General features: G+C 70.9%; 22 protein-coding genes and 3 pseudogenes. 13 read left to right on the forward strand and 12 right to left on the reverse strand.

All coding sequences use genetic code 11. The annotated features are described in order from the left end of the window. Positions 1-7: 7 nt before the first annotated feature. Positions 8-418 (reverse strand): YbaK/EbsC family protein, encoded by a 411-nt coding sequence (locus ABZ880_RS13655; protein ID WP_361261031.1) that lies wholly within the window; start codon positions 416-418, stop codon positions 8-10. Further along, positions 388-1344, reverse strand: coding sequence for a DMT family transporter (locus ABZ880_RS13660; RefSeq protein ID WP_361261033.1), 957 nt, complete (start codon positions 1342-1344; stop codon positions 388-390). Before ABZ880_RS13660 ends, ABZ880_RS13655 begins: the two co-directional genes overlap by 31 nt. Before the next feature lie 93 nt (positions 1345-1437). On the opposite strand from ABZ880_RS13660, the gene ABZ880_RS13665 reads away from it, so the two are divergent. Next, positions 1438-2397 (forward strand): LysR family transcriptional regulator, encoded by a 960-nt coding sequence (locus ABZ880_RS13665; RefSeq protein ID WP_361261035.1) that lies wholly within the window; start codon positions 1438-1440, stop codon positions 2395-2397. A gap of 83 nt (positions 2398-2480) precedes the next feature. Continuing rightward, positions 2481-2591 (forward strand): annotated as a pseudogene (locus tag ABZ880_RS13670) (CHAT domain-containing protein); the annotation flags it as partial. Between the two features lie 47 nt (positions 2592-2638). Here the strand turns inward: ABZ880_RS13670 and ABZ880_RS13675 are convergent. Next, positions 2639-3511, reverse strand: coding sequence for an aminoglycoside phosphotransferase family protein (locus ABZ880_RS13675; protein WP_361261037.1), 873 nt, complete (start codon positions 3509-3511; stop codon positions 2639-2641). Positions 3512-3697: 186 nt separating this feature from the next. Between ABZ880_RS13675 and ABZ880_RS13680 the strand changes: the two genes are divergently transcribed. The 5 genes and pseudogenes from ABZ880_RS13680 (at position 3698) to mgt (ending at position 8332) form a co-directional block, all read left to right on the forward strand. Beyond that, entirely contained in the window at positions 3698-4633 is a 936-nt protein-coding gene (locus tag ABZ880_RS13680) for a sugar ABC transporter permease (protein ID WP_361261039.1), read from the forward strand. After that, a complete protein-coding gene (locus ABZ880_RS13685) occupies positions 4630-5463 on the forward strand; it encodes a carbohydrate ABC transporter permease (RefSeq protein WP_361261041.1) in 834 nt (277 codons plus the stop codon). The genes ABZ880_RS13680 and ABZ880_RS13685 overlap by 4 nt, the downstream gene beginning before the upstream one ends. Then, positions 5463-6752: a sugar ABC transporter substrate-binding protein gene (locus tag ABZ880_RS13690; RefSeq protein WP_361261043.1), complete on the forward strand. Its 1290-nt coding sequence runs from the start codon at positions 5463-5465 to the stop codon at positions 6750-6752. Before ABZ880_RS13685 ends, ABZ880_RS13690 begins: the two co-directional genes overlap by 1 nt. Before the next feature lie 226 nt (positions 6753-6978). Continuing rightward, positions 6979-7083: pseudogene (locus ABZ880_RS13695) on the forward strand (ErmE/ErmH/ErmO/ErmR family 23S rRNA (adenine(2058)-N(6))-methyltransferase); the annotation flags it as partial. Positions 7084-7086: 3 nt separating this feature from the next. Further along, a pseudogene (gene mgt, locus ABZ880_RS13700) lies at positions 7087-8332 on the forward strand (macrolide-inactivating glycosyltransferase). Between the two features lie 78 nt (positions 8333-8410). On the opposite strand, the gene ABZ880_RS13705 reads toward mgt, so the two are convergent. Further along, positions 8411-10666, reverse strand: coding sequence for an MMPL family transporter (locus tag ABZ880_RS13705; RefSeq protein ID WP_361261045.1), 2256 nt, complete (start codon positions 10664-10666; stop codon positions 8411-8413). Between the two features lie 418 nt (positions 10667-11084). Here ABZ880_RS13705 and ABZ880_RS13710 point away from each other — a divergent pair, with 418 nt between their 5' ends. Further along, positions 11085-11633, forward strand: a complete 549-nt coding sequence (locus ABZ880_RS13710) for a DUF1697 domain-containing protein (protein ID WP_361261047.1) — start codon at positions 11085-11087, stop codon at positions 11631-11633. On the opposite strand, the gene ABZ880_RS13715 is transcribed toward ABZ880_RS13710, so the two are convergent. Further along, on the reverse strand, positions 11620-12477 hold the full coding sequence (locus ABZ880_RS13715; protein ID WP_361261049.1) for a transglutaminase-like domain-containing protein: 858 nt from the start codon (positions 12475-12477) through the stop codon (positions 11620-11622). The two genes, ABZ880_RS13710 and ABZ880_RS13715, sit on opposite strands and share 14 nt — an antisense overlap. 83 nt (positions 12478-12560) lie before the next feature. Between ABZ880_RS13715 and ABZ880_RS13720 the strand changes: the two genes are divergently transcribed. The 4 genes from ABZ880_RS13720 to ABZ880_RS13735 all read left to right on the forward strand — a co-directional run bounded on the left by ABZ880_RS13720 (position 12561) and on the right by ABZ880_RS13735 (position 17614). Beyond that, positions 12561-13583 carry a 2-dehydropantoate 2-reductase N-terminal domain-containing protein gene (locus ABZ880_RS13720; protein WP_361261050.1) on the forward strand — a complete coding sequence of 341 codons (1023 nt, stop codon included), beginning with the start codon at positions 12561-12563 and terminating at the stop codon, positions 13581-13583. Positions 13584-13607: 24 nt separating this feature from the next. Continuing rightward, a complete protein-coding gene (locus tag ABZ880_RS13725) occupies positions 13608-14201 on the forward strand; it encodes a TIGR03086 family metal-binding protein (RefSeq protein WP_361261052.1) in 594 nt (197 codons plus the stop codon). A gap of 55 nt (positions 14202-14256) precedes the next feature. Beyond that, on the forward strand, positions 14257-14883 hold the full coding sequence (locus ABZ880_RS13730) for a DsbA family protein (protein ID WP_361261054.1): 627 nt from the start codon (positions 14257-14259) through the stop codon (positions 14881-14883). 124 nt (positions 14884-15007) lie between these two features. After that, positions 15008-17614, forward strand: a complete 2607-nt coding sequence (locus ABZ880_RS13735) for a right-handed parallel beta-helix repeat-containing protein (protein WP_361261055.1) — start codon at positions 15008-15010, stop codon at positions 17612-17614. Positions 17615-17618: 4 nt separating this feature from the next. Here ABZ880_RS13735 and ABZ880_RS13740 read toward each other — a convergent pair whose 3' ends face one another. Further along, positions 17619-18929, reverse strand: a complete 1311-nt coding sequence (locus ABZ880_RS13740) for an MFS transporter (RefSeq protein ID WP_361261057.1) — start codon at positions 18927-18929, stop codon at positions 17619-17621. Between the two features lie 56 nt (positions 18930-18985). Between ABZ880_RS13740 and ABZ880_RS13745 the strand changes: the two genes are divergently transcribed. Further along, positions 18986-19975 (forward strand): ArsR family transcriptional regulator, encoded by a 990-nt coding sequence (locus tag ABZ880_RS13745; RefSeq protein WP_361261059.1) that lies wholly within the window; start codon positions 18986-18988, stop codon positions 19973-19975. Between the two features lie 224 nt (positions 19976-20199). Here the strand turns inward: ABZ880_RS13745 and ABZ880_RS13750 are convergent, their stop codons facing one another. The 6 genes from ABZ880_RS13750 to ABZ880_RS13775 form a co-directional block, all read right to left on the reverse strand. Next, on the reverse strand, positions 20200-20940 hold the full coding sequence (locus ABZ880_RS13750) for a sirohydrochlorin chelatase (RefSeq protein ID WP_361261061.1): 741 nt from the start codon (positions 20938-20940) through the stop codon (positions 20200-20202). Between the two features lie 6 nt (positions 20941-20946). Beyond that, entirely contained in the window at positions 20947-21849 is a 903-nt protein-coding gene (locus ABZ880_RS13755) for an ABC transporter permease (RefSeq protein WP_361261063.1), read from the reverse strand. After that, positions 21836-22621 (reverse strand): ABC transporter ATP-binding protein, encoded by a 786-nt coding sequence (locus tag ABZ880_RS13760; RefSeq protein ID WP_361261065.1) that lies wholly within the window; start codon positions 22619-22621, stop codon positions 21836-21838. The genes ABZ880_RS13755 and ABZ880_RS13760 overlap by 14 nt, the downstream gene beginning before the upstream one ends. Positions 22622-22656: 35 nt before the next feature. Continuing rightward, complete coding sequence (locus tag ABZ880_RS13765; protein ID WP_361261067.1) at positions 22657-23769, reverse strand: aliphatic sulfonate ABC transporter substrate-binding protein; 1113 nt, start codon at positions 23767-23769, stop codon at positions 22657-22659. 231 nt (positions 23770-24000) lie between these two features. Then, the gene (locus tag ABZ880_RS13770; RefSeq protein ID WP_361261069.1) at positions 24001-25335 is read right to left on the reverse strand and encodes a GTP-binding protein; all 1335 of its coding nucleotides are present in this window, start codon (positions 25333-25335) and stop codon (positions 24001-24003) included. A 2-nt stretch (positions 25336-25337) separates the two neighbouring features. Further along, positions 25338-25705: phosphoadenosine phosphosulfate reductase family protein (locus ABZ880_RS13775; protein ID WP_361261071.1), on the reverse strand; the 368-nt coding region annotated here is incomplete at its 5' end.

Here is a 25705-nt window from a genome sequence, read left to right on the forward strand (position 1 = left end):
GAGATCATCAGTGAGCGATCGAGCCGGGCCGCGTTGAAGTACAGCCGCGGCTGTGCGACGACAGCCGGGTCGGCGACGACTTCGAGCGCGGGGTCGAAGCTGAAGGGCAGCACGGTGCCGGGGACGGCACGGGCCGCCGCGCGGCCGAGTCCGGATCGCTGAACCCGGCATACCGGGCCGCGAACAGGGTCCGTACGGCTGCCAGGTCCACGCGCCGGTCCCCGGGGACGACCGCGAGGACATGACGTGTCGTGCGCCGGTCCACCTTGACCCGCAGCACGATGCACTTCGCCGCCTCGGACACGGGGTGCCCGCGCAGGGCGCTGACGGCCTCGGGGGTGTGGTCGATCAGCCGGTAGTCGACGGCGGAGGCGTCGAGCAGGGCGATCAGACGCTGGTTGGTGTCGTGGTCGCGCATCGGATGTCCTCTTCATGCGGTCCGTCGGGTCGGACGTCGATCCTGCGTGGGGCAGCTGTGCGACGGGCGCGTTCCACGGACTGGCCCCAGTAGGTGCCGGCGACGATCAGGGCCGCGCCGAGGGCGGTGAGCGCGGTGAGGTGCTCGCCGCCGAGGGCTATGCCCACCGCCGCGGCCCAGACCGGTTCCGTGCCCAGCAGCAGGCTGGCCCGGCTGGCGGAGGTGCGCTGCACGGCCCAGGTCTGCGCAAGGAAGGCGAACACGCTGCAGAACAGGGCGAGATAGAGGAGCTGCGTCCAGGTCGCCGTGCCGGCCCGGGCGAGCGTCGGCAGCCCGCCCACGGCCGTCGGCAGGAACAGGGCCGTGCCGACGAGGGTCTGCACGGTCGTCAGATGCAGCGGCCGGACGGCGCGGCCGGCCGTGAGCCGTCCGACGAGCGAGACATGGATCGCCCGCACCAGCGCGGCGGCGAGCATCAGCAGATCGCCGGAACGGGGAGCGTGGAATCCGTTGCCGGACATCAGCAGCCCGACCGCCAGGACGCACACGCTTGCGGCGGCGAAGAAGGAGGGAGGCAGTCCACCGCGCCGACGGTCGAGGAGCGGGGTGAGCACAATGGTGAGGCTGATGATCAGCCCCGCGTTGGCGGCACTGGTGTGCGCGACGCCGTACGTCTCCACGACCAGGACCGCGGCCTGGGTCAGGCCGAGGGGAAGCCCGGCCCGCAGCTCGTCACGGGTCCAGCGGCGCGGTCCACGGCGGACGGCGACGAGACCGAGACAGGCGAGCGCGGACAGGGCGTATCGCGCGAACAGCACCAGCAGGACGGGGAGAGCGGAGGTGGCCGTCTGGGCGGACAGATAGCTCGAGCCCCAGACGAGGGCGACAAGAAGGAGTACCGCATCGGTACGGCGGACGTCGGACATGTGCCCACGGTGCACCGGGCCGTCGATGAAGCCCAGTACCACTTGCTTCAATGATCTTTCAGTATCCCTACATCGGCTTCCTACACTGGAGGGATGGACGAACGGCAGCTGCGGATCCTGCGGGAGCTCGGCGAACTGGGCAGCGTCACCGCGGTCGCCGAGGCGCTGCTGGTCACCCCGTCGGCCATCTCCCAGCAGCTACGGCTGCTGCAGCGCTCGATCCCGGTGCCGCTCACCGAGCGCAGGGGGCGACGGCTGGTGCTCACCGACGCCGGTCGGACACTGGCCGGAGCGGCGGCCGAGGTGGAGACGGCCCTGGCGCGTGCCCGGCACTCGGTCGAGGACTTCCTCGGGCGGCCCGACGGCGAGGTGTCGGTGGCGGCGTTCCACAGCGCGGGCGCGGCGTTCTTCCCGCTGCTGGTCCGCGCGCTCGCCGGGCCCGGCGCACCGGTGCCGAGGCTGGCCGACGAGGACGTGGCGCAGGAGGACTTTCCCCGGCTCACACGTGCGTACGACCTGGTCCTCGCCCACCGCCTCGACCACGCCCCGCTGTGGCCGGACACGGTGACCGCGACCACGCTGCTGCGCGAGCCCCTCGACGTGGCCATGCCGCTCGGCCACCCGCTCGCCGCCAAACGCGTGGTGACCCCGCGAGACGTGGCGGACCAGCCCTGGATCACCGTCCACGACGGCTTCCCGGTCATGGCGACGATCGAGGCCATCTCGGCGGCAGCGGGCCGCCGCCTCCATCTGGCCCACCGCATCAACGAGTTCGCGGTGGTGGCCGAGGTCGTGGCGGCCGGAGGCGGTCTCGCCCTGATGCCGCGCTGGACGGTGCGCCCGCATCCCGCTCTCGTCCTCAGACCCCTCAGCGGCGTGCAGGCGAGACGCCACATCGACGCCCTCTGCCGCCCGGAACGCACGGCCCGCAACGCGGTTCGCACGGTCCTGACGGAACTGCGGCGGGCCGCGCGGACGATTCAGAACCGCGACGCCCAGAGGCCCGGGCCGGACGCCGCCGACACCGCCGCACGACCGGGCCGGGAGCAGTGACCCCGATCCCCCGTCACCCGTGATCCGCCGGCCGGAAGGCCGCCCGCCGGTGTGCTGGGCGTCGCCTCGGCCGGCTGGACCGGCTGGCCGCGCTGGACTGGTCGGGCGCGCTGGTCACCCTGAGCGCCTGCGGCAGCGGCCGCCACCAGGTACGGCACGGCGACGAACTCATCGGCCTCGGCCGCGCCCTCCTGTCCGCGGGCGCGTTCGTGTTCCTTCGGGGCGTGAGCCTGCGTGCCGCTCAGAACGGATACCAGCGCACCGACTCGTCCCCGTCCCGCAGTGACGCCACCCTGCGTTCGAACTCGGCCAGGGCCTTGGGGTTGGTCGGTGCGTGCTGGGCGACCCAAGCGCAGCTCGCCGTCTCGCGGGCCCCGCGCAGCACCGAGCAGCCCGACCACTCGCGCACGTCCCAGCCGTAGAACTCGGTGAACTCGTCATAGGCCGCCGCAGGCAACCCGTACCGGTCGCGGGAGAGGGCCATGACCACCAGGTCGTGCTCGCGCAGGTCGGCGGAGAAGGTCTCCAGATCGACCAGGACCGGACCGTCCGGGCCGACGTGCACATTGCGGGGCAGCGCGTCGCCGTGGACGGGACCGGGCGGCAGATGCGGGGTCAGCGCCGCGGCGGCCGCCGCGAAGCCGTCGCGGCGCTCGCGCAGATACGCCGCGTCCGCGGGAGCGATCGCGTCGCCCGCGAGCCGCAGCCAGCGTTCCACCCCGCCCAGCAGCTCGCGGGGCGGCAGTTCGAAGGCATCGACCGGGGGAGTGGGCAGTGCGTGGACGACCCGTAGCAGTTCGGCCAAATCCCGCGGCTCGGCCGGCCGTACGGAATCCGGCATCCGGTGCCACACCGTCACCGGGTGACCCTCGATCAGCAACGGCTTGGGCTCCGCCGCCCGCACCGCGGGCACGCCCGCCTCGGCGAGCCAGAGTGCGATGTCCAGCTCGCGGCGCGCCCGGTCCAGGAGTTCGGCGTCGCGGCCCACCTTGACGACCAGGTCACCCGCGGCGAACACCGCGTTCTCGCCGAGGGCGAGGAGCCGCGCGTCCCGTGCCGGGCCGGGCAGTACCCCCGCCGCGGCCAGTACGTCCCGCGCCCGTGCCTCGTCCATCGCCGTCCTCCCAGGTCCGCGTATGCATCGGTGAACGGCGTCGAGATCGCGCCATCCACCGGCCCAGTCTCGCATTCGCACAGGTCGGACCGTGTGCGCGCGGTCTTGACGGTGCATACCCCCTTCACGACCATGACGGAGGCCGGCCGGGTCCGGACGTCACGAGCCGCGCAAAGGAGCCGATACGTGACCTTGGTGACCGCGACGAGGCGGTCCGCACAGCGCGCGCCACGCGCCGCCGGCGACCGGCGGCTGCCCGACCGCGGGGCCTGGTTCCTGGTGCTGCCCGCGCTGATCCCGATCCTCGTGCTGAGCGTCGGACCGCTGCTCTACGGCATCCTGCTCGCCTTCACCGACGCCCAGTCCGGCCGCACCCAGTCCACCCGGTGGATCGGCGGCCTCAACTTCCAGGACCTGCTGCACGATTCGCTGTTCTGGGAGTCGTTCCGGATCGGGCTGGTGTGGGCGGTCGGCGTGACCGTGCCGCAGTTCCTGCTCGCGCTCGGCCTCGCGCTGCTGCTCAACGAGGACCTGCGGCTGAGATGGCTGGCCCGCGCCCTGGCGATCGTCCCCTGGGCCATGCCCGAGGTCGTCGTCGGCATCATGTGGACGCTCGTCTACAACCCGGACGCCGGCGTCCTCAACGAGACGCTGCACGACCTCGGCCTCGGCGACGGCCGGGACTGGCTCAGCGGCCTCGGGACCGCCCTGCCCGCGGTGATCGTCGTCGGTGTCTGGGCCGGTATGCCGCAGACCACGGTCGCGCTGCTCGCCGGACTGCAGAACACGCCGCGCGAACTGCACGAGGCGGCCGCGGTCGACGGCGCGGGCGCCTGGCGCCGCTTCCGCACGGTCACCTGGCCCGCCCTCAGACCGGTCGCCCTCGCCATCACCGCGCTCAACCTGATCTGGAACTTCAACTCCTTCGCCCTGGTCTACGTGCTGACCAACGGCGGCCCCGGCGGCCGCACCCGTCTGCCCATGCTGTTCGCCTACGAAGAGGCCTTCCGCTACGGGCAGTTCGGGTACGCGGCGGCGATGGGCTGCGTGATGGTCGCGGTGATCTCGTTGCTGCTCGCCGTCTTCCTCGTGGGCCGGCTCAGGGGAGGTGACGACACATGAGGACCAGGACGACCACCCGGGTCGGCCAGTACGCGGCCCTGCTCGCGTATCTCGTCTTCCTCGCCTTCCCCTTTCTCTGGCTGCTGTCCACCGCGTTCAAGTCGCCGCGCGAGCTGGGCAGTCTGCACCCCGGCTGGATCCCCCGGCAGCCCACCCTCGACAACTTCCGGCAGGCCTTCGACGAGCAGCCGCTGCTGCACGCCGCGGGCAACTCCCTGCTCGCCGCGGCCGGGGCGGCGGTCGTCGCCGTGGTGATCGCGACCCCGCTCGCCTACGTCATGGCCCGCCGCCGCACGCCGCTGACCCGGGCGGCGACCGGCTGGGTGGTCGTCAGCCAGGCGTTCCCGCTGGTCCTGGTGATCATCCCGCTGTTCCTGGTGCTGAAGAACCTGCGGCTGATCAACTCGCTGTTCGGGCTGATGCTGGTGTACGTGGTGTGGGCGCTGCCGTTCGCGCTGTGGATGCTGGCCGGTTACGTGCGGGCGGTGCCCGCCGAGGTCGAGGAGGCGGCGGCGGTCGACGGGGCCGGGCGGGCCCGTACGCTCGTCTCGGTCGTGGTGCCGCTGCTCGCGCCGGGGATCGCGGCGACGGGGCTGTTCGCGTTCGTCACCGCGTGGAACGAGTTCTTCTTCGCGCTCGTCCTGCTGAAGACACCGGAGAAACAGACCCTGCCGGTCGTGCTCACCCACTTCATCGGCGCGGAGGGCGTCGCAGACCTGGGCCCCTTGGCGGCCGCGGCCTTCCTCGCGACGCTGCCCTCGCTGGTCGTCTTCGCGGTCATCCAGCGGCGGATCACGGGTGGCATGCTCACCGGGGCGGTGAAGAACTGATGCGCACCAGAGCCGGCGCGGTCCTCGCGGCCGTCCTGATCCTGCTGCTGGCCGGCTGCACCGGCGGCGGCCGCAGCGGCTCGGCCAGCGGGCGGATCACCCTGCGCTTCCAGTCGCTGGCCTGGCAGCAGGAGTCCGTCGAGGCCAACAAGGAGCTGGTGAAGGAGTGGAACGCGAGCCATCCGGACGTCAAGGTCGAGTATGTCCAGGGGAGTTGGGACAGCGTCCACGACCAGCTGCTCACCTCCTTCGAGGGCGGTGAGGCCCCCGACATCATCCACGACGCCTCCGACGACCTCGCGGACTTCGCCTACGGCGGCTACCTCGCCGACCTGCGCGACCTGCTGCCCGGCCGCCTCAAGTCGGACATACCGCAACGGAGTTGGGAGACGGCGACCTTCGGCGACGGTATCTACGGCGTGCCCTTCCTCCAGGAACCGCGCGTGCTCATCGCCAACGCCACCTGGCTGAAGAAGTCCGGCATACGGATACCGACCCCCGAACAGCCGTGGACCTGGGCGGAGTTCCGGCAGGCGACCGAGCAGCTGAGCGGCAAGGGGAAGTACGGCGTCGCCTGGCCGCTGAAGGAGCCCGTCTCCGCCACGCTCAACCTCTCCCTCTCGGCGGGCGGACAGCTCTTCCACCGAGGCGCGGACGGCAGGGTGACGATCCGTTTCGAGGCCGCCGACCAGGTGGTCCCGCGTACGATCCACGACCAGGCGAACACCGACCACAGCGCCTCGCCCACCACCCTGGGCAGCGGCGGCTCCGACACCCTGCCCGGCTTCTTCGGCGGCAAGTACGCGATGGTGCCGCTCGGGTTCTCCTACCGCCAGCAGATAGTGCAGCAGGCGCCGAAGGGCTTCGACTGGCAGGTGCTGCCCGCCCCGGCGGGCGCCGACGGGCTCACCCAGGGCGTCAGTCCGCAGACCCTGTCCATCGCCGAGGACAGCCCGCACAAGAAGGAGGCCGCCGAGTTCGTCGACTTCCTGCTCCGGCCGAAGAACATGGTGCGGCTGGCGCTGGGCGACTGGATGCTGCCGACCGGCACCGAGGCGCTGAAGGACCCTGCCCTCCATACGGCCGAGAACGGCTGGGCGACCGGTACGGCCCTGGCGCAGCAACTGCGGTCGGCGCCCGCGCAGTCCGTACGCGGCTACCCCGAGTGGAAGGACAAGGTGGCGACACCCGCGTTCCAGGAGTACTACAGCGGGGCCATCGGCCTCGGCGAGCTGCGCAGACGCCTGGAGAAGGACGGCAACCTGGTGCTCGCCCGCTACCAGCGCTGACCGGCGGCTCCCGAAATCCCGTTGCCCGGCGGACGGCCGCCCGCCTGGCGTGCCGTCCGTGGCAGCTTGCAACGCGATCATCATCTCCGGTCACGGCCGGGGCACCACGCACTCCATCCGGATGCGGCGTGGCCCCGGTGCCCTGACCGGTCCGGGAAGCCGCATCCACTGAGCCGCGCCTGCTGAGCGCCGCACAGCACCACCCTTTCCTCCTGCTTCCTCCTGCCGGGTGGACGCGGCGTTCCGGGCGGCGGATCTGGACCCGCGGGTGCTCGTGGGGGAGGTGCCGCCGGGGCGGTGGCCGCGGCTGCACGAGGTGCTGATGGCGTGACGAATGAGGTTGCACGAGACGTATCGTCTCGCCTAGTTTCTTGGACATGACCAGTCGTGCACACATCGCCATGTTCTCCATCGCCGCCCACGGCCATGTGAACCCCAGTCTCGAGGTGATCCGCGAGCTGGTCGCCCGTGGCCATCGGGTGACGTACGCGATTCCGCCGGCGTTCGCGGACAAGGTCGCCGAGACCGGTGCCGAGCCGAAGCTGTGGAACTCCACGCTGCCGGGGGCCGACGCCGACCCGGCGGAGTGGGGCAGTGAGCTCCTCGACCACGTCGAGATCTTCCTCGCCGACGCGATCCAGGCGCTGCCGCAGCTGATCGAGGCGTACGAGGGCGACGAGCCGGACCTCGTCCTGCAGGACATCACCGCCTACCCGGCCCGTGTCCTCGCCCACCGCTGGGGCGTGCCCGCGATCTCGCTCTCGCCGAACCTCGTCGCCTGGGAGGGGTATGAGGAGGAGGTCGCCGGGCCGATGTGGGCGGAGCCGAAGAGCACCGAGCGCGGAAAGGCCTACTACGCCCGTTTCCAGGCCTGGTTGGAGGAGAACGGGGTCGATCTGCATCCGGATCCGTTCGCGGGGCGGCCGGACCGGTCGCTCGTCCTGATCCCCAAGGCGCTGCAGCCGAACGCCGACCGGGTCGACGAGAGCGTGTACAGCTTCGTCGGCGCCTGTCAGGGCGACCGTGCGGCGCAGGGTGACTGGGAGCGGCCGAGCGGTGCCGAGAAGGTGGTGCTGGTGTCGCTGGGCTCGGCCTTCACCGACCGGCCCGCCTTCTACCGGGAGTGTGTGCGGGCCTTCGGGGATCTGCCGGGCTGGCATCTGGTCCTGCAGATCGGGCAGCGGGTGGACGCGGCCGAGCTCGGGAAGGTGCCCGCCAACGTCGAAGTGCGGTCCTGGGTGCCGCAGTTGGCGGTCCTCAAGCAGGCCGACCTGTTCGTCACGCACGCGGGGGCGGGCGGCAGCCAGGAGGGTATGGCCACCGGTACGCCGATGATCGCCGTACCGCAGGCCGTGGACCAGTTCGGCAACGCGGACACGCTCCAGGGGCTCGGTGTCGCGCGCCGTCTCGCCACGGAGGAGGCCACCGCCGAGACCCTGCGGGCGACCGCCCTCGCGCTGGTCGGTGATCCTGAAGTCGCCCGCCGTCTCAAGGAGATCCAGGCCGGGATGGCCCAAGAGGGCGGTACGGAAAGGGCGGCCGACCTCATCGAGGCCGAACTCGAGCGGAGGCGCGCATGAGTGAGGGCCCGTTGGTTCCCCCGGGAGACCAACGGGCCCTCGTCACAGGAGGGTTCGGACCCTCTGTCGAAGGAGGGTTCAGACCCTCAGCCGCTCACCCTGCTCGGGCACCGAGTGGGTGATGACCTCCGCCGACTCGTCGTGCGTGAGGTCCGGCAGCCGGTTCAGCCACTTGGGCAGGTACCAGTTGCGCTCGCCCAGCAGCGCCATCACCGCAGGGAGCAGCACGCCCCGGATGATCGTCGCGTCGATGAGCACCGCGGCCGCGAGGCCGACGCCCATCTGCTTCATGGACTGCATGGACAGCGTGCCGAAGATCGCGAACACGGCGACCATGATGACCGCGGCGCTGGTGACGACACCCGCCGTGGTGACCACACCGTGCTGGATCGCGTCCTTCGTCGTACGGCCCCTGAGGCGCGCCTCGCGGATCCGGGAGACCACGAACACGTGGTAGTCCATGCTCAGCCCGAACAGGATCACGAAGAGGAACAGCGGCAGCCAGGTGATGATCGCGCCGACGCCCTCCGCGCCCACCAGCGAGGCGCCCCAGCCGTGCTGGAAGACGGCGACGAGGATGCCGTAGGCCGCGCCCACGGAAAGGAGGTTGAGCAGGATCGACGTGATCGCGACCGTCAGCGAGCGGAACGACAGCAGCATCAGCGCGAAGGCGAAGACGACCACGAACACGAAGACCGGGACGACCGCGCCGCCGAGCTGGTCGTTGAAGTCGTGCGAGCCGGCGACCTGTCCGGTGATCGGCGCCTGCAGGCCGTCCACCTTGCCGAGCGTCGCGGGCCGCACCTCGTCGCGCAGCTTCTCCAGACTGGCGCCCGCCTTGTCCAGGTCGGAGCCGCCGACCAGCGGGACGTAGACGTAGGCGATGTTCTGCGCGTCGTGCAGCTTGATCTCGACCGGGCCGCGCGAGGCGCCCGAACTGATCGCCCGCTCACGGAAGTCGGCGAGTGCGGACTTCACCTCGGGGGCGTTGATGTCCTTCGCCTTGACGACCACCTCGGCCGGCTCGGAGCCGCCCGGGAAGGCGTCGTTGACGCGGTTGTACGTCTGCACGATCGGCAGCGAGTCGCCGAACTCCTGGTCCAGGGTGAGGTTCTGGGTCTTCATGCCGATCGCGGGAGCCGCGATCGCCAGCAGCGCACCGGCCGCGACCAGTACGGAGACCAGCGGCTTGGCGAGCACCCCGCGCAGCACGGCCGTCCAGAAGCGGCTCTCTCCGCCCGTACGGGCGGCACGGCGCTCCATGGCCTTGCGCAGGAACGGGATCCGCCCCTTCTCGACCCGCTCGCCCAGCAGCGACAGCAGCGCGGGCAGCACCGTCACGGAGCCGACCATGGCGACCGCCACGACCATCAGCGAGGCCAGGCCCATCGCCTCGAACTCGGCGAGACCGGTGAACAGCATGCCCGCCATCGCCACGCACACCGTGACACCGGAGACGATGATCGCCCGGCCACTGGTCGCGGCGGCGACCCTGAGGGCCGTCCGGGCGTCCCGTCCGGCGGCGCGCTCCTCGCGCTCGCGGCGCAGGTAGAACAGGCAGTAGTCGACGCCGACGGCCAGACCGACCAGCAGCATCACGGAGTTGGCGGTGTCGCTCATCGGCTGCAGATGGCTGACCAGGCCCATCAGGCCCATCGTCGCCATGATCGCGGTGACCGCCAGTGCCACCGGCAGCAGCGCCGCCACCAGCGCGCCGAAGGCGATGAGCAGAATGCCGAGGGCCACCGGCACCGCGGAGAGCTCGGCCTTCTGGAAGTCGTCCCCGAACGCGTCGTCGAACGTCTTCTGCATGCTGGCGCCGCCGATCTCCTCGATCCGCAGCGTCCCGTGGTCCTTCTGCACCCCGTCGACGGCCTTCAGCACGGGCTCCACGCGGTCGCCCGCGGTCTCGGCGTCGCCGCGCATGTCGAACTGCACCAGCGCGCTGCGCCCGTCCTTGGAGATCGTGTCCGTGGTGTACGGCGACTTCACGTCCGTGACCTTGCCGGTCCCGTCGACAGCCTTGACGACCGCGCCGACGGCCGCCTTGAACTCGGCGTCCGTGGCCTTCAGGCTGCCGTCCTTCGCCTGGATCAGGACCGTCTCACTGGCCGGCTCCTCGATCCCGGCGTCCTCGATGATCTTGGCGGCGGAGTGTGTCTCGCCCTTGAGCTGGTCGCTGTCCTTGACGTCGACGCGGCCCGCGGCCGAACCGAGCCCCATCGCCAGGACGACGAACAGCACCCAGATGCCGACGGCAGCCCATCGGTGCCGGGCGCTCCAGCCACCGGCCCGGGCGGCTATGCCCCGCACCCGCGAATCTCCGTTCCCCATGACGGGCTTGCCCCCTTGACTCCGGTGGCAGCCCCCTGCCGCCACCTTTCGCTTCGAAGGTATGGGCGGGATAAGGCCATCTCGTCGTGCTGCCCGGTGAAGTGCTGCGGCCCGAACTCATCCCGTCGGACCCGGCGCTCTCACCGCTGGGGAGGACGACGGCCCCTTACATCTATCCGGGCTACCGGGCGGTAGTGATCAGGGTGGCCGCCCCATGCCGGGCCGTGTCGGAGTCGTGTCCGGTCCGTCGGCATCGCTCCGGCTTTGTTATTACGAAACCTTGTTGAACAAGTCACAGGTGCGTGTAGGTGTTGATCCGGGCCCGTGGTTCGACCAGAGTTTCGCGCAGTCCGCCCGCGCGGACACGGCCGTCGTGCCCACCCCCACGGGGCACGACGGCCGCCTTAGGGTGTGCGCCATGACGACGACGTATGCGGCACTGCTGCGCGGGATCAACGTGGGCGGCAGGAAGAAGGTCCCTATGGCCGAGCTGCGGCAGCTCATGGACGGCCTCGGCTACGACGGCGTACGCACCCATCTGCAGAGCGGTCAGGCAGTCTTCGCCTCCGACCACGGGGACGAGGAGTCGCTGGCCGCCGAGCTCGGGCAGGCGATCCAGCACCACTTCGGTTTCTCCGTCGACGTGATCGTGCGCGACCACGCGTATCTGGCGGCGATCGTGGAGGCGTGCCCCTTCCCGGCCGCGGAGCTGGAGGCCAAGGAGCTCCACGTCACGTACTTCTCCGCGCCGGTCGACGCGGCGCGCTTCGCGGAGATCGACCGGGAGGCGTACCTCCCCGAGGAGTTCCGGCTCGGCGATCGCGAGCTGTACCTCTACGCCCCCGACGGCCTCGGCCGCTCCAAGCTCGCCGAGCACCTCGCCAAGCCCCGCATCAACAAGGGCCTGATCGCCACGACCCGCAACTGGAACACGGTCGTGAAGCTGGTGGAGCTCACGGCAGAGTGACCGTGCGGAGGCCGAGGTAGGGCGCCAGGGAGACGATCTCCCGGGGCGGGGCCAGCCGGGGGTCCTCGGACAGGAGGCGGGCCTCCTCCTCGGTGGCGGCGGCGAGGGTGTCGAGGAGGCCGAGGTCGTCGGCGGACACCGGGGCGTCCTTCTCGACCCCGGCCAGCGGAAGCCAGCCGTCCCACGGCAGGGTCTCGACGCCGTTCCGGCAGGCCAGGTCGAGCACGAGACTGTGCCGGACGAACCAGGCGCCCCGCAGGCTCTCGTCCCACGACAGCCCGAACGTCCCCGGATCGGCCGCCCCGCCGCGCACGGCCCGCCAGGCGTCGCCGGACACCACGAACCGGTCCCGCGGCACGTCCAGCGGATCGAAGTCCAGGCCGTACCCGGGATGCAGCACCTGCGGGTCCGCCAGCCGCCAACTCCCGTCCGCCAGCCGGTACTCGGTGACCCAGTGGTCCTCGTGGAAGCCGTCGACGAAGTACGTGGCGAACCCGCCGCGTACCCGGGCCGGCGTGCCCGTCGCCCGCAACAGCGAGACGTGCAGCAGCGCGAAGTCCCGGCAGGTCCCCACGAGACGCTCCTCGTAGGCGCGGGGTTCGATCAGCGGCCGGTCCGAGCGCTCGCGCAGGATCCGCAGGATCTCGCTGACGTACCGCGACTCGGCGTCGTGGTGCAGGCGCTCGCGCGGGATCTCGTGTCCGAGGAGTTCTCCCTCGCCCCGGTGAATGATCAAGTGCCGTACCAGATGGGCGAGTTCGCCGGGATCGCGCGGCAGCCCGCCGATGTCCAGGTTCCCCGGCTCGCTGTACGGCGTCTGCTTCAGGTAACCGATGCTGTCCATGCCGGGACCCTCGACCCTGCCCCAGGGGCAAGGTCAACCCGGCGCTTCATGCAACGTACACACGCCTGTGCGAGGCTCCTCCCATGCGCTACATCATCATCGGAGCAGGAGCCGTCGGCGGTTCGATCGGCGGGCGGCTCGCGGGGGCGGGGCACGACGTGGTTCTGGTCGCGCGGGGTGCGCACCACGCGGCGCTGCGGGACGGCGGGCTGCGGCTCAGGGTGCCGGACGGCGAGTACACGTACCGTCTGCCGACGGTCGAAGGGCCGGACGGGCTGGGCGAGTTGAGGGCCGACGATGTGCTCGTCCTCGCCGTCAAGACGCAGGACACGGTGGCCGCCCTGCAGGCCTGGGGCCCGGCGCCGGTCGCGGGCGGCGGGACGGCGGCCGAGCGGCTGCCGCTGTTCTGCGCCCAGAACGGGGTCGAGGGCCAGCGCCTCGCCCTGCGCGTCTTCCGGCGGGTGTACGGCGTCTGCGTCTGGCTGCCCTCGACCTTCCTCGAGCCCGGCTCCGTCTCCGCGGGCGGCGCCCCCCTCACCGGCATGCTCCACCTCGGCCGCCATCCGCACGGCACCGACGAGACCGCCCGGCTGGTCGCCGCCGACCTGGAGAAGTCGCACTTCGAGGCTCCGGTCGTGCCCGACGTGGCGCGCTGGCAGTACGCCAAGCTGCTGGCCAACCTAGGCAACGCACTGGAGGCCGTCGCCGGACCGATCGCCGGCGACAAGGCCGGGGAGCTGTACCAGAGAGTGCGCGCCGAGGGCGAGGCCGTGCTCGACGCCGCCGGCATCGCGTACGCGAGCGTCGAGGAGCAGCGGGCGCTGCGCGGCCACAAGGTCGACCTCGTCTCCCTCGACGGCGCCCCGCGCGGCGGCGGCTCCTCCTGGCAGTCCCTGACCCGAGGCACCGGCAACATCGAGGCCGACTACCTCAACGGCGAGATCGCTCTGCTGGGCCGCCTGCACGGCGTCCCGACCCCGCTCAACGACCTCCTGCAGCACCTCGCCAACACGTTCGCGCGCGAGCGCCGGGCCCCGGGATCGATGCCGGTAGAGGATCTCGTCCGCCTCGCCGACGAGGCTGTCGCGTTTGTTCAAGAGTCCTGAGCGGGCTCTTCCTAGCGTGGGTGCATGACGTACGACGACCCGAAGCACCTGCACACGTACATGACCGAGTGTGCCGCCGAGGCGGCCCGCGTGGCGCGCGGCGTCCCGGCGGACCGCCTCGGCGACTCCACCCACTGCACCGACTGGGACGTCCGCGCCCTGGTCAACCACTGGGTCCTCTACACCTCCCACGGCCTGGAGCACCGCGCCCTGCGCAAGCAGCTCCCCGAGGAGCTGACCGCCCGCGACTTCACCGCCGACCCCGACTGGCCCGCGGCCTACGCCGCCCAGCTGGACCGCGCCGTCGCGGCCTGGGCCGATCCCGCGGCGTGGCAGGGCGAGGTCGACCTCGGCATGGCGAAGATGCCCGCCACCCAGATCGCCTCGATGGTCATCAAGGAGATGGCCGTGCACGGCTGGGACGTCGCCACCGCCACCGGCCAGAAGTTCCGCATCTCGGACGACGCGGCCCGCTTCGTCCTCCACGTGGTCGACGAGCACGGCGACCTCTACCGCCAGTACGACGGCTTCGCCGACCCGGTGCCGGTGCCGGACGACGCGCCCGTGTTCGACCGCGCGCTCGCCTCCAGCGGACGGGACCCCGAATTGGGTCAGTGAACCAGTCCGTGATTGGGCCGTGTTACTGCGCCATTCGATTACTAGCGTCGATGGCATGACTGGCAACGCACCCACTCGCGTCGACTTCTGGTTCGACCCCGCCTGCCCCTTCGCCTGGATCACCTCCCGCTGGCTGCTGGAGGTCGAGCGCGAGCGCCCGCTCGACCTCCGCTTCCACGCGATGAGCCTCTACCTGCACAACATCGGCAACGAACTCCCCGACTGGTACCGGGAGTTGGTCGACAGGTCGATCGGCCCGGTGCGGGTCGCCGTGGCGGCGGCAGAGCAGCACGGCGAGAAGGTCCTGCGCGACCTGTACACGGCTTTCGGCACCCGCATCCACGAACGCAAGGCGGACTCCGCCGACAACTTCGCCGTCGTGATCGCCGAGTCCCTGGCCGAACTGGGCCTGGCGGCGGACCTCGCCACCGCCGCACACGACCCGTCGTACGACAAGGCCGTCCATCGCAGCCACGAGGCGGGCGTCGAGCCGGAATCCGGTGGCTATGTGGGCACGCCCACCATCCATGTCGACGGAACGGTGTGGTTCGGCCCTGTGCTGCGGGCGATCCCGCGGGGCGCCCGCGCGGCCGCACTCTTCGACAGCTTCCGCGTGCTGGCGACGTACCCGGACTTCTTCGAGCTGAAGCGCACCCGCACGGGATCTCTTCGCTTCGACTGATCCGATGATTCCATACGAAAGGGAGGCGACTTCCGTCGTTTTCCGTCCCGTTCATTGACTGGGGTTCCCAAATGCTCCTACCTTTCCCGGCGTTGGGTACAGGCTGATCCCACGGGAGGGGTACATGCCCACGCACCGAAGAGCCGCCCTCGTCACCCTTGTCACCGCCGTGCTGGCCCTCGGGGTCCCGGGCCTCGCGGCCCCGGCCCAGGCAGCGACCTCCGACCTCTACGTCTCACCTGCCGGAAACGACCACGCCGACGGCAGCGCACGACATCCCGTCCGCACCCTGCAACGGGCCCGCGACCTGGTCCGCGCACGGACCGCCGACCTGAAGTCCGACCTCACGGTCCACCTCGCCTCCGGCACCTACCGCCAGGCGGGCCCGCTCGTCCTCGACGCCCGCGACTCCGGCGCGAACGGCCACCGGGTGGTCTGGCAGGGCACCGGCGCCACCGTCGTCAGCGGCGGCCGCCAGGTCGTCGGCTGGCACCAGGTCCCCGGCCGGAAGGGGCTGTGGTCCGCGCCCGCGCCCCAAGGGCTCGGCGACACACGGCAGTTGTACGTCGACGGAGTGCGCGCCCAGCGGGCCCGCGGTGCCGTGCCCGTCGACCTGACCCAGACGGCCACCGGCTACACCGCCTCCTCGGACACGATCGCCCACTGGAAGCACCCCTCCGACGCCGAGTTCGTCTACACCAGCGGCGAGGCCCTGTGGAACATCGAGCGCAACGGCCTCGGCCAGTGGACCGAGCCGCGCTGCCGCATCGCCTCGGCCGAGGGCACCACGATCACCATGGTCCAGCCCTGCTGGGACAACTCCAACAAGCGGGTCGAGTTCCCGGACATCCCCGGCCGCACCGTCAGCATGGTCGGCCCGGGTCACCTCACCAACAGCGGCAAGGCGACGTACGTAGAGAACGCCTACGAACTCCTCGACCAGCCCGGTGAGTGGTACCTCGACAAGAGCGCGCGAACCGTTTACTACCTGCCCCGCAAGGGCGAGGACCTCGCCCGCGCCGACGTCGAGGCCGCGGCGGCCGAGAAGCTGGTCGACGGCCGGGGTACGGCGGACGCGCCCGTGCACGACATCGTCTTCCGCGGCATCCAGTTCAGCTACGCGACCTGGCTGACCCCGTCACAGCCGGAGGGCTTCTCCGAGATCCAGGCCGGCTACACCATCACCGGCGACAAGGGCTGGGCGACCCAGGGCCTGTGCCAGTACGTCGAGGGCGGGACGTGCCCGTTCGCGTCCTGGACGAAGATGCCCGGCAACGTGTCGTTCGCGTACGGGCAGCGCATCGAGTTCACCCATGACGTCTTCGCCCATCTCGGCGCCTCCGGACTGGACTTGGGCACCGGAAGCAAGGACTCGTCCGTCAGGGGCACGATCTTCACCGACATCTCCGGCAACGGTCTGGAGATCGGGGGAGTGGACGGGCAGACGCCCGCCTCCGGCGTGCAGGTGACGAACAATCACCTCTACGGGCTGCCCCGCGAGTACCACGGCGGAGTCGCCATCCTCAACGGCTACACCCAGCAGAACACCATCGCCCACAACCAGATCGACCATGTCGGCTACTCGGCGATCTCGATGGGCTGGGGCGGCTGGCCCGACAAGATCGGCGACGCGGCCACCCCGAACCCGAGCCACGACAACACCGTCCGCGACAACCTGATCTTCGACTACATGCAGATGCTCGACGACGGTGGTGGCATCTACACCCAGGGCCTGACCGGCACCTCCATGGCCGACGGCGAGAAGGTCGCCGGAAACGTCATCCACGACCAGTGGGGCCTCGGCAAGAACGTCTACACCGACAACGGCTGCACCTACGAGACCGTCGAGGGAAACGTTCTCTACAACGCCTCGTACGCAAACGTCGCCTCCCGCCACACCGACTACCGCGACGACCTCGGCAACAACGACCCGACGCTCGTCAAGGACAACTGGTGGGAGGAGGGCACGGCCGACGGCGACAACAAGGGACTGGTGACCACCGGGAACCGGATCGTGTCCGCGGTCTCCGACGTACCGTCAGAGGTCATGGCGAATGCGGGACTTGAAGCCTCCTACAAGGATCTGCTCGACCGCCGGATCGGCGCCCTGTCCGTACCCGAGGCGCCGTCCCGCGTCGGCACCAGCACGGCGGGCGCGGGCGCCCTGTACGTGACCTTCAACCCGACCTTCGCGGACGGCGGTTCACCCGTGACGTCGTACACGGCACGGGCGTACGACGCGAGCGGCAAGCAGGTCGGCCAACAGGGCGTGTCCGCCGCCGAGTTCAGGCGCACGGCGTTGGTCCGGATGGGTGGACTGCCGTCGTCGGGCGGGCCGTTCACCGTGACGGTCACCGCGAGCAACGCGCACGGCAACAGCGCCGCATCGCTCGCCTCGCTGCCGCTGACGCCCACCGCCGCGAGTGTCCTGCCGCCCGTACCCACAAGTCCCAAGCTGCGCACGGCATCCACGGCGGCCACCCTCGCCTGGACCCCGCCCACCGCGACCGGCGATGCGAAGATCGTCGGCTACCGGGTGACCGTCTCCGACGGGCGCTCCCCGATCGATGTCACCGGCCGGGACGTCCTGGTCACCCAGCCCTCCGCCAAGGGCATGTTCCGGGTGATCGGCGGACTGAAACCAGGCACCGCGTACACGGTGACCGTCGCCGCGGTGACGGCGGCGGGCACCGGGCCGGCGGCCACGGTGACGGCCACGACCAAGTCCTGAGTACTCAGGCCGCCTCGCCCCGCCACTCCCCGTCCCGCCGTGCCCAGTGCACGGCGGGACGCACCGTGAGCCCCGCCGCCGCGAACAGCACGGCCAGTGCCGCCCACCCCGCCCCACCGTGCTGGATCGCCGTCACCGTGACCAGGGCCGGGCCCGCCATCATCCCGGCGGACATGCCCGCGCCGAACACGCCCTGGTAGACGCCGTGGGCACGGGAGTCGGCGAGTTCGTAGCCGAGGGTCCAGCCGCCCGCCGCCATCAGCACCTCGGAGAAGACCTGGACCACCGCGCCGACGGCCAGCGCGAGCACGGCCCACACGGGGGAGAGGCCGGCCGAGACGGCGTACACCGCGCAGGCCGCGGCCAGCAGCAGTCCGGCCCAGCCCATCGCCCGTACGGCACTGGGGACCTGGGAGGCCCGGCGGGCGACGCGCACCTGGAGCAGGGCCACCAGCGCGCAGTTCACGATCATCAGCAGGGCGGCCGTCCAGCGCGGCGCCTCGGTCCGCTCGACGATCCACAGGGGCAGACCGACCTCGGACAGGGTGTACTGCACGACCAGCACGGCATTCAGGACGGTCACCGCGAGGTACGGCAGATCCCGCACGGCACGCCAGCGGTCGCCGACGGGAGCGTCGGCCGCGACCCGCTCCTTCACGTGGGGGGCGAGCGGCAGCCGCCGCACCATCAGCGCGGGCGCCACGAACGACAGCGCGTTCACCAGAATCACCGTCACATACGCGCCCTGCGTGTCGAGTTGCAGCGCGATCGCCCCGAACGCACCCCCCAGGCCCATCGCGACATTCGTGACCATCCGCAGATACGCCCTCGCCTCCACCCGGGTCGCCGCCGGCAGCACATCGGCGTAGATCGCGCCCTGCACCCCGCGGCTCGCCATCTGCAGCCCGGTTGCGCACACGACCGCCACGAGGAAACCGGCGTACGACTGCACCAGGACGTAGGCCGCCGTGGCCACCCCGGTCCCCGCCCACAGCAGCGCCCCCACCTGCCGGGCGCCCCACCGGTCCGCGGCCCGCCCGGCCGGTACGCCCGCCGCCACACCGACCAGTCCGGCCACCGTCAGGCCGAGCCCGACCGCGGTCGCGTCGAGGCCGACGATGCGGGTGAAGTACAGGACGCCGAGGGGGAAGTAGAGCCCGTTTCCGAGGGAGTTGAAGAGCGTCAGCACGGTGGCGCGGCGCAGGGCCGGGTCGGCGGGGAGGAGACCGGCGGCCCGGGTGGCCCGGTCGGGGCGGGCAGCGGTCGTACTGTCGCCGTCCTGTTCGGAGGCCGGTGAGGCGGGTGTCGTGGTCATGAGAACAGCGAAGCCGGTGGTGCATGTCCGCCGACAATGATTTAGCGTGGCGCTCAATGATCGAGTTCCGCTTCGATGTCGGTGACCTCGCGACCACCTCCTTCGCGTACTCCCCGCTGCAGGAGGCGGTGTTCTCGCTGCGCTGTCTGCACGACCCGGCCCGCTACCCCCACCACCGGCCCTGGCTGCGTCGCATCCGCCCCCGACTCGACGCGCTCGACGGCGAGTTGCTCGCCGCCCTCGCCGCTCCCTGGTTGTGGGTGCCGGACTTCCTCACCCCGCGCCCAGAACGCGCCCGCCCGGCCTTCCCCGACGAGCTCGACCGGCTCCGTGCCACACAACCGGACGTCGTCGTCGCCGACTTCCACGCCACGTACCGGACCGCGGAAGCCCTGCCGCCCGTCGTGGCCCGGGGCCTGACCGACCCGGCCGCCTTCCTCACGCGCATCACCGACGCTCTCGACGCCTACTGGCACACCTGCCTCGCCACGGACTGGTGGCCGCGCGCCCAGAGCATCCTGGAGTCCGACCTCGCCCACCGCAGCCGGGTACTCGCCGAACAGGGTGCCGGGGCGCTGTTCGCGGGACTCGACGACCGCCTCACCTGGACCGACGGTCAACTACGCCTGTCCACACGGGACTTCATGCTCCAGGCCCCCTGGACCGACACGAGCATCGCGGGACGCGGCCTGGTGCTGCTGCCGACCCTGTTCGCCCGTGGTGCCCAGCCCCTGATCGACCCCCTGCGCCCGCCGACCCTGATCTATCCGGCGTACGGCCGCGCCACGCTCTCCGAGACCCCGCCCCCGCCCACCGACACGGCACTGGTACGACTCCTCGGCCGCCCCCGGTCCCGACTGCTGCTGCTCCTCGCGGAACCCGCCTCCACCACGGAGCTGGCCCACCGCCTGCACGTCACCCCGGGCGCGGTCAGCCAGCACCTCGCGGTTCTCCACGACGCGGGGCTGCTGAGCCGCACACGCAGTGGCCGGGTCGTGCGGTATGCGCGCACTCCGCTCGGCGACGACCTGTGCCGTGATCCGTAGGCGCGGGGCCGGGGAAACGCCGGACCAGGGCCTGTCCGGCGGATCAGCTCGGCGTCGCGGGCCCTGGCACGCGCTCCCCCACTGCCTTGAAGGCGTGGGAGGACCCCAGCGGCGTTGGCGGCACTCTCCCCCACTCTCGGCTTCGCTCGAGCGGGAGGGGCACCCATCGCTCCGCGTCGACTCCCTCCTCCGCCTTGCAGCCGACCTGATCCGCCGGACGGACGCTAGGCGCCGAGAGCCGCCAGCACCGGCCTCCGCGCCGCGTCGTACCGCTCCAGCAGCAGCCGCGCCACCTCCGGTGCCGGGCCGAGCACGTCGGCGAGTACGTCCGCCTCCGCCGCGCCTCGCGCGATGCGGTCCGGCAGGAAGCCGGGGGCCAGGACGTACGGGGCGACGGCGATGCGCTCGCAGCCCAGTGCCCTGAGCTCCCGCACGGCGTCCTCCGTGCGCGGAAGAGATGCGGAGGCGAACGCAGGTCGCACGGCGCACCAACCGGTGTGCCGCCACTCCCGCGCGATTTCTGCGATCACTGCGATCGCCTCCGGGTCGGTGGACCCCGCCGAGGCCAGTACGACCCCGGTCGAGGACTTGTCGCCGGGGGCCAACCCGGCCTCGTACAAACGCCGTTCGAGCGCGGACAGGAGCAGCGGCGACGGGCCGAGCACCTCCGCCTGGCGGATGCGCAGCTGCGGCGGCGCGTCCCGCAGGACGGCGGGGATGTCCGCCTTCGCGTGGAACGCGCGGGTCAACAGAAGGGGGAGGGCCACGACTTCACGGACGCCCTCCGCCGCCAGGGACTCCAACACCCCGTGCACGGACGGGATGTTGAAGTCCAGGAAGCCCGTCTCCACCCGTACGCCCGGGCGCAGCGAGCGCACCCGGCGTACGAGGGCGTGCACCGTCGCGGCGTGCCGCGGATCGCGGCTGCCGTGGGCGATGACGAGGAGAACGGGCTTCGTGTGCATGGGACTTCAGCTCTTCACCAGCAGACCGCGGCTGCGCAGGACCCGTCGCTCCAGCGGGCTGAAGATCAGCAGGTCGATGGCGATGCCGACGAACAGGATCAGGATGATGGCCTCGAAGACCATGGCCATGGAGCTGTTGGTGCGGCCGTTCTCCAGCAGTGCGCCCAGGCCGACGCCCAGGTCGGGGGAGACGGCGATGATCTCCGCCGCCATCAGCGAGCGCCAGGAGAAGGCCCAGCCCTGCTTCAGACCGGCCAGGTAGCCCGGCAGGGCCGCCGGCAGCACGATGTGCCGGGCCCCGTTCAGCCCGGTCGCGCCCATCGTGCGGCCCGCCCGCAGGAACAGCGGCGGCACCTGGTCGATGCCGGAGACCAGGCCGTTGGCGATGGAGGGGACCGCGCCGAGCAGGATCACCGCGTACATCGCCGAGTTCGACAGACCCAGCCAGATCACGGCCGCCGGCACCCAGGCCACCGAGGGCAGGGACTGCAGGCCGGACAGGATCGGGCCGATCGCCGCACGGATGAACTTCACGCGCGCCACGACCAAGCCGAGCGGGGTGCCGATCGCCAGGGCGAACAGGAACCCGAGCAGACCGCGCGAGACGCTCGTCCAGATGTAGCCGAGGAGATCGCCCTTGAGCCAGGCGTCCTTGAACTCCGCCCCCACGTCGGCCGGCGAGGGCAGCTTGGTCGGATCGTCGACGATCTTCAGCGAGATCAGCCCCTGCCAGACGACCAGGATCACCGCTATCGCGACGATCGGCGGCAGGATCTTGTCGACGAAGGTCTTCCGGAAGGGAGTACGGCCGGTGGTCGAGGTCTCCAGGGCGTCGAGGCCGGCCTCCAGGCCGCCGAGGCCGCTCGAGTCCTTGGCCTCTGCCGTCTCGGTGGTCTCAGTGCTGGCCATGACGCCGGATCTCCCCACGCAGTTCTTCGGTGATCTCAAGGGACAGTTCGGCCACGGGGGCGTCCTCGATGCGGCGCGGCTGCGGGATCTCCACCGTCCACTCGCGTGCCACCCGGCCGGGCCGGGACGAGAGCAGGACGACGCGCTGCGCCAGCCGCACCGCCTCGCGCACGTTGTGCGTGACGAACAGGACCGACAGCGCCTTCTCCTGCCAGATCCGGGTCAGCTCGTCGTGCAGCACGTCGCGCGTGATCGCGTCCAGTGCCGCGAACGGCTCGTCCATCAGCAGGAGCCGGCTCTCCTGGGCCAGGGCGCGCGCCAGCGCGACGCGCTGCCGCATACCGCCGGAGAGCTCGTGCACCCGCTTGCCGTACGCGCCCTTGAGCCGGACGAGTTCGAGCAGTTCCTCGGCGCGGTCGCGCCGGTCGTTCTTCGGAACTCCCCCGAGCTTGAGGGCGAGTTCGATGTTCTTGCCCGCGGTCAACCACGGGAAGAGGGCGTGCTCCTGGAACATCAGGGCAGGACGCCCTTCGGTCTTGATGCTGCCCGCCGTCGGGTCGTCGAGACCCGCCACCAGGTTGAGCAGCGTGGACTTGCCACAGCCCGAGGCCCCCAGGAGGGTGACGAACTCGCCCGGTGCGACATCCAGGGTGATGTCGTCTAGGACGAGCTGCTGCCCGGCAGGTCCGGCGAAGGACTTCGAGACGTGCTCGATACGCGCGGCGTACTCCACCGACTCGGCGCGGTCGGCCTTGGCGATTGCGGTGGCCATGGTCGTCACCTCCTGGGAACTCTCGGGATCCGGGACTACTGGGCGCCGAGACCGGCGTCGTCGACCGTGCTCTCGCCATCGGCCTTGAGGACCGTGTTCAGGGCCGTGAGGTCGTAGATGCCCTTCAGCAGCGGGTCCTCCAGCAGACCGGCCTTGACCGCGTGCTGCGCCTCGGTGTTGAGGGTGGAGGCCAGCGGGTCATTGGTGAACTGAATGGACTTCCACGCCGGGTCCAGGACATCCGCCGGCAGGGCCTTGCCGGAGTCCGCCTCCAGCTGCTTGTTCGCCGCCGCCTTCGCCTTGTCGGGGTTGGCGTTGATCCACTTGTTGGACTCGACCGAGGCCTTCAGCACGGCCTCGACGGCCTTCGGGTGGGCCTTGAGGAACTTCTGCGACACGATGATGTTCGTGATCACGAACTTCTTGTCCGGCCACAGCGACGACTCGTCGAGCAGCACCTTCGCGCCCTCGGCGACCAGCTTGGACGCGGTCGGCTCCGGCACCCAGGCGCCGTCGACGGAACCGGCCTTGTAGGCGTCCGGGGTGATCTTGTTGTCGGTGCGGATGACCGAGACGTCGCCCTTGCCGCTCTGCGCGTCGACCTTCCAGCCCTGGTCCGCGACCCAGTTGAGGAACGCCACGTCCTGGGTGTTGCCGAGCTGCGGGGTGGCGATCTTCTTGCCCTTGACGTCCTTCAGGGACTTGATCTTCTTCGGGTTGACCACGAGCTTCACGCCGCCGGACGCCGAACCGCCGATGATGCGCAGGTTGGTGCCCTTGGACTTGGTGTAGCCGTTGATCGCCGGGGACGGGCCGATCCAACCGATGTCGATCGCGCCGGAGTTGAGGGCCTCGATCTCGGACGGGCCGGCGTTGAAGATCTGGTAGTCGGCCTTGGTGGCGCCGAGCTCCTTCTGGAAGAGGCCCTGCTCACGGCCGACCAGTGCGGTCGCGTGGGTCAGGTTGCCGAAGTAGCCGATCTTGACGGAGGAGAGCCCGTCGATCTTCTTGGAGCCCGCGGCGACCTTCTCGTTCGAGTTGGTGTCCTTGGAGTCCGACCCGTAGCCGCAAGCGGCGAGCGTGAGGAGCGGAAGTGCGGCCACCACGGCGATGCCGCGGCGCAGGAAGGTGGAGCGGTTGACAGGCACGGGAGGTGTTCCTCTCGGAGGCCCGGCGGTCACGGTCTTTCAGGTCGTGGCCGGGAGGTCGGCAGGTCTTCGTCGCTTCCGGGACGTCGGGTGGGGGGACGGGGCGCGCAGGCAGTGCGCGTACGTCAGCACGCACATCGCGCCACTCCGCCCTGCCCGCTGCCGAGGTCACCGCTGCCGACGCGGCCGCCCTCCTTGGCGAACGTGGAGAAGTAATCGGTGGAGTTCATGTCAGAAGTCCCACCCGTCGTCCTCGGCCTCGTCCTTGACGGGCTCGGGGGACGCGAACGACTCGCCGACCATGCCCGCGGTGAGCGTGGTGCCGTCGCTGGGGTCGATCAGGATGAACGAGCCCGTGCGGCGCGAGTCGGCGTAGGAGTCCACCGGCAGCGGCTCCGCGGTGCGGATCTTCACGCGGCCGATGTCGTTGGCGACGAGCTGTCCCGGGTGCGGGTGCAGGGACAGGTCGTCGAGCGTGAGACGGGACGGGATGTCCTTGACGATCGCCTTTACCGTGCGGGTGCCGTGCTTGAGCAGCACCCGGTGGCCGACGGTGAGCGCCTGGTCGGCGACGTGGCAGACGGTCGCCTCGATGTCCTGCGTGGTCGCCGGGGCGTCCTTGCTGGGCACGATCAGGTCGCCGCGCGAGATGTCGATGTCGTCCTCCAGCAGGAGGGTCACCGACTGCGTCGTCCAGGCGACGTCGACCGGCTCGCCGAGCAGATCGATGCCGGAGATCTTCGAGGCGCGGCCGGACGGCAGGACCGTCACCGCCTCGCCGACGTGGAACGAACCGGCGGCGATCTGGCCCGCGTAGCCCCGGTAGTCCGGGTGCTCGGCGGTCTGCGGCCGGATCACGTACTGCACGGGAAGGCGGGCGTGGCAGTGGCTCAGGTCGTGGGTGACCGGGACCGTCTCCAGGTGCTCGAGGAAGGTCGGGCCGCCGTACCAGTCCATGTTCGCGGACGGGTCCACCACGTTGTCGCCGGCCAGCGCGGAGATCGGGATCGCGGTGATCTCCGGGACGCCCAGCTCGAGCGCGTACGCCGTGAACTCCTCGGCGATCGCGGCGAAGACGGACTCCTGGTAGTCGACCAGGTCCATCTTGTTCACGGCGAGGACCACGTGCGGGACACGCAGCAGGGCGGCGATCGCGGCGTGGCGGCGGGTCTGCTCGACGACACCGTTGCGGGCGTCGACCAGGATCACCGTCAGCTCGGCGGTGGAGGCACCCGTCACCATGTTGCGGGTGTACTGCACATGGCCGGGCGTGTCGGCGAGGATGAACCGGCGCTTGGGCGTGGCGAAGTAGCGGTAGGCCACGTCGATCGTGATGCCCTGCTCGCGCTCGGCGCGCAGACCGTCCGTCAGCAGCGCCAGGTCCGGGGCCTCCTGGCCGCGGTTGCGGGAGGCGTGCTCGACGGCCTCGAGCTGGTCGGCCAGCACCGACTTGGAGTCGTGCAGCAGCCGGCCCACCAGGGTCGACTTGCCGTCGTCGACGGAACCGGCCGTGGCGAACCGCAGCAGGGTGGTGGCCGAGAGCTCCTCGGTCGTGATCGTGCTCATGCTTAGAAGTACCCCTCGCGCTTGCGGTCTTCCATCGCGGCCTCGGACAGCTTGTCGTCGGCACGCGTGGCGCCGCGCTCGGTCAGCCTGGACGCTGCGATCTCGGCGATGACCTGCTCCAGTGTCACGGCGTCCGAATCGACGGCGCCCGTGCAGGACATGTCGCCGACGGTCCGGTAGCGGATGAGCCGCTTCTCGACCGTCTCCGTGTCCTTGGGCCCGCCCCACTCGCCGGCGGTCAGCCACATGCCGCTGCGCGCGAACACCTCACGCTCGTGCGCGAAGTAGATCTCCGGCAGCTCGATGCCCTCGCGGGCGATGTACTGCCAGACGTCCAGCTCGGTCCAGTTGGACAGCGGGAACACGCGCA

Origin of the sequence: Streptomyces sp. NPDC047043, from assembly GCF_040644055.1 — a bacterium.
Taxonomy (GTDB): Bacteria; Actinomycetota; Actinomycetes; order Streptomycetales; family Streptomycetaceae; genus Streptomyces.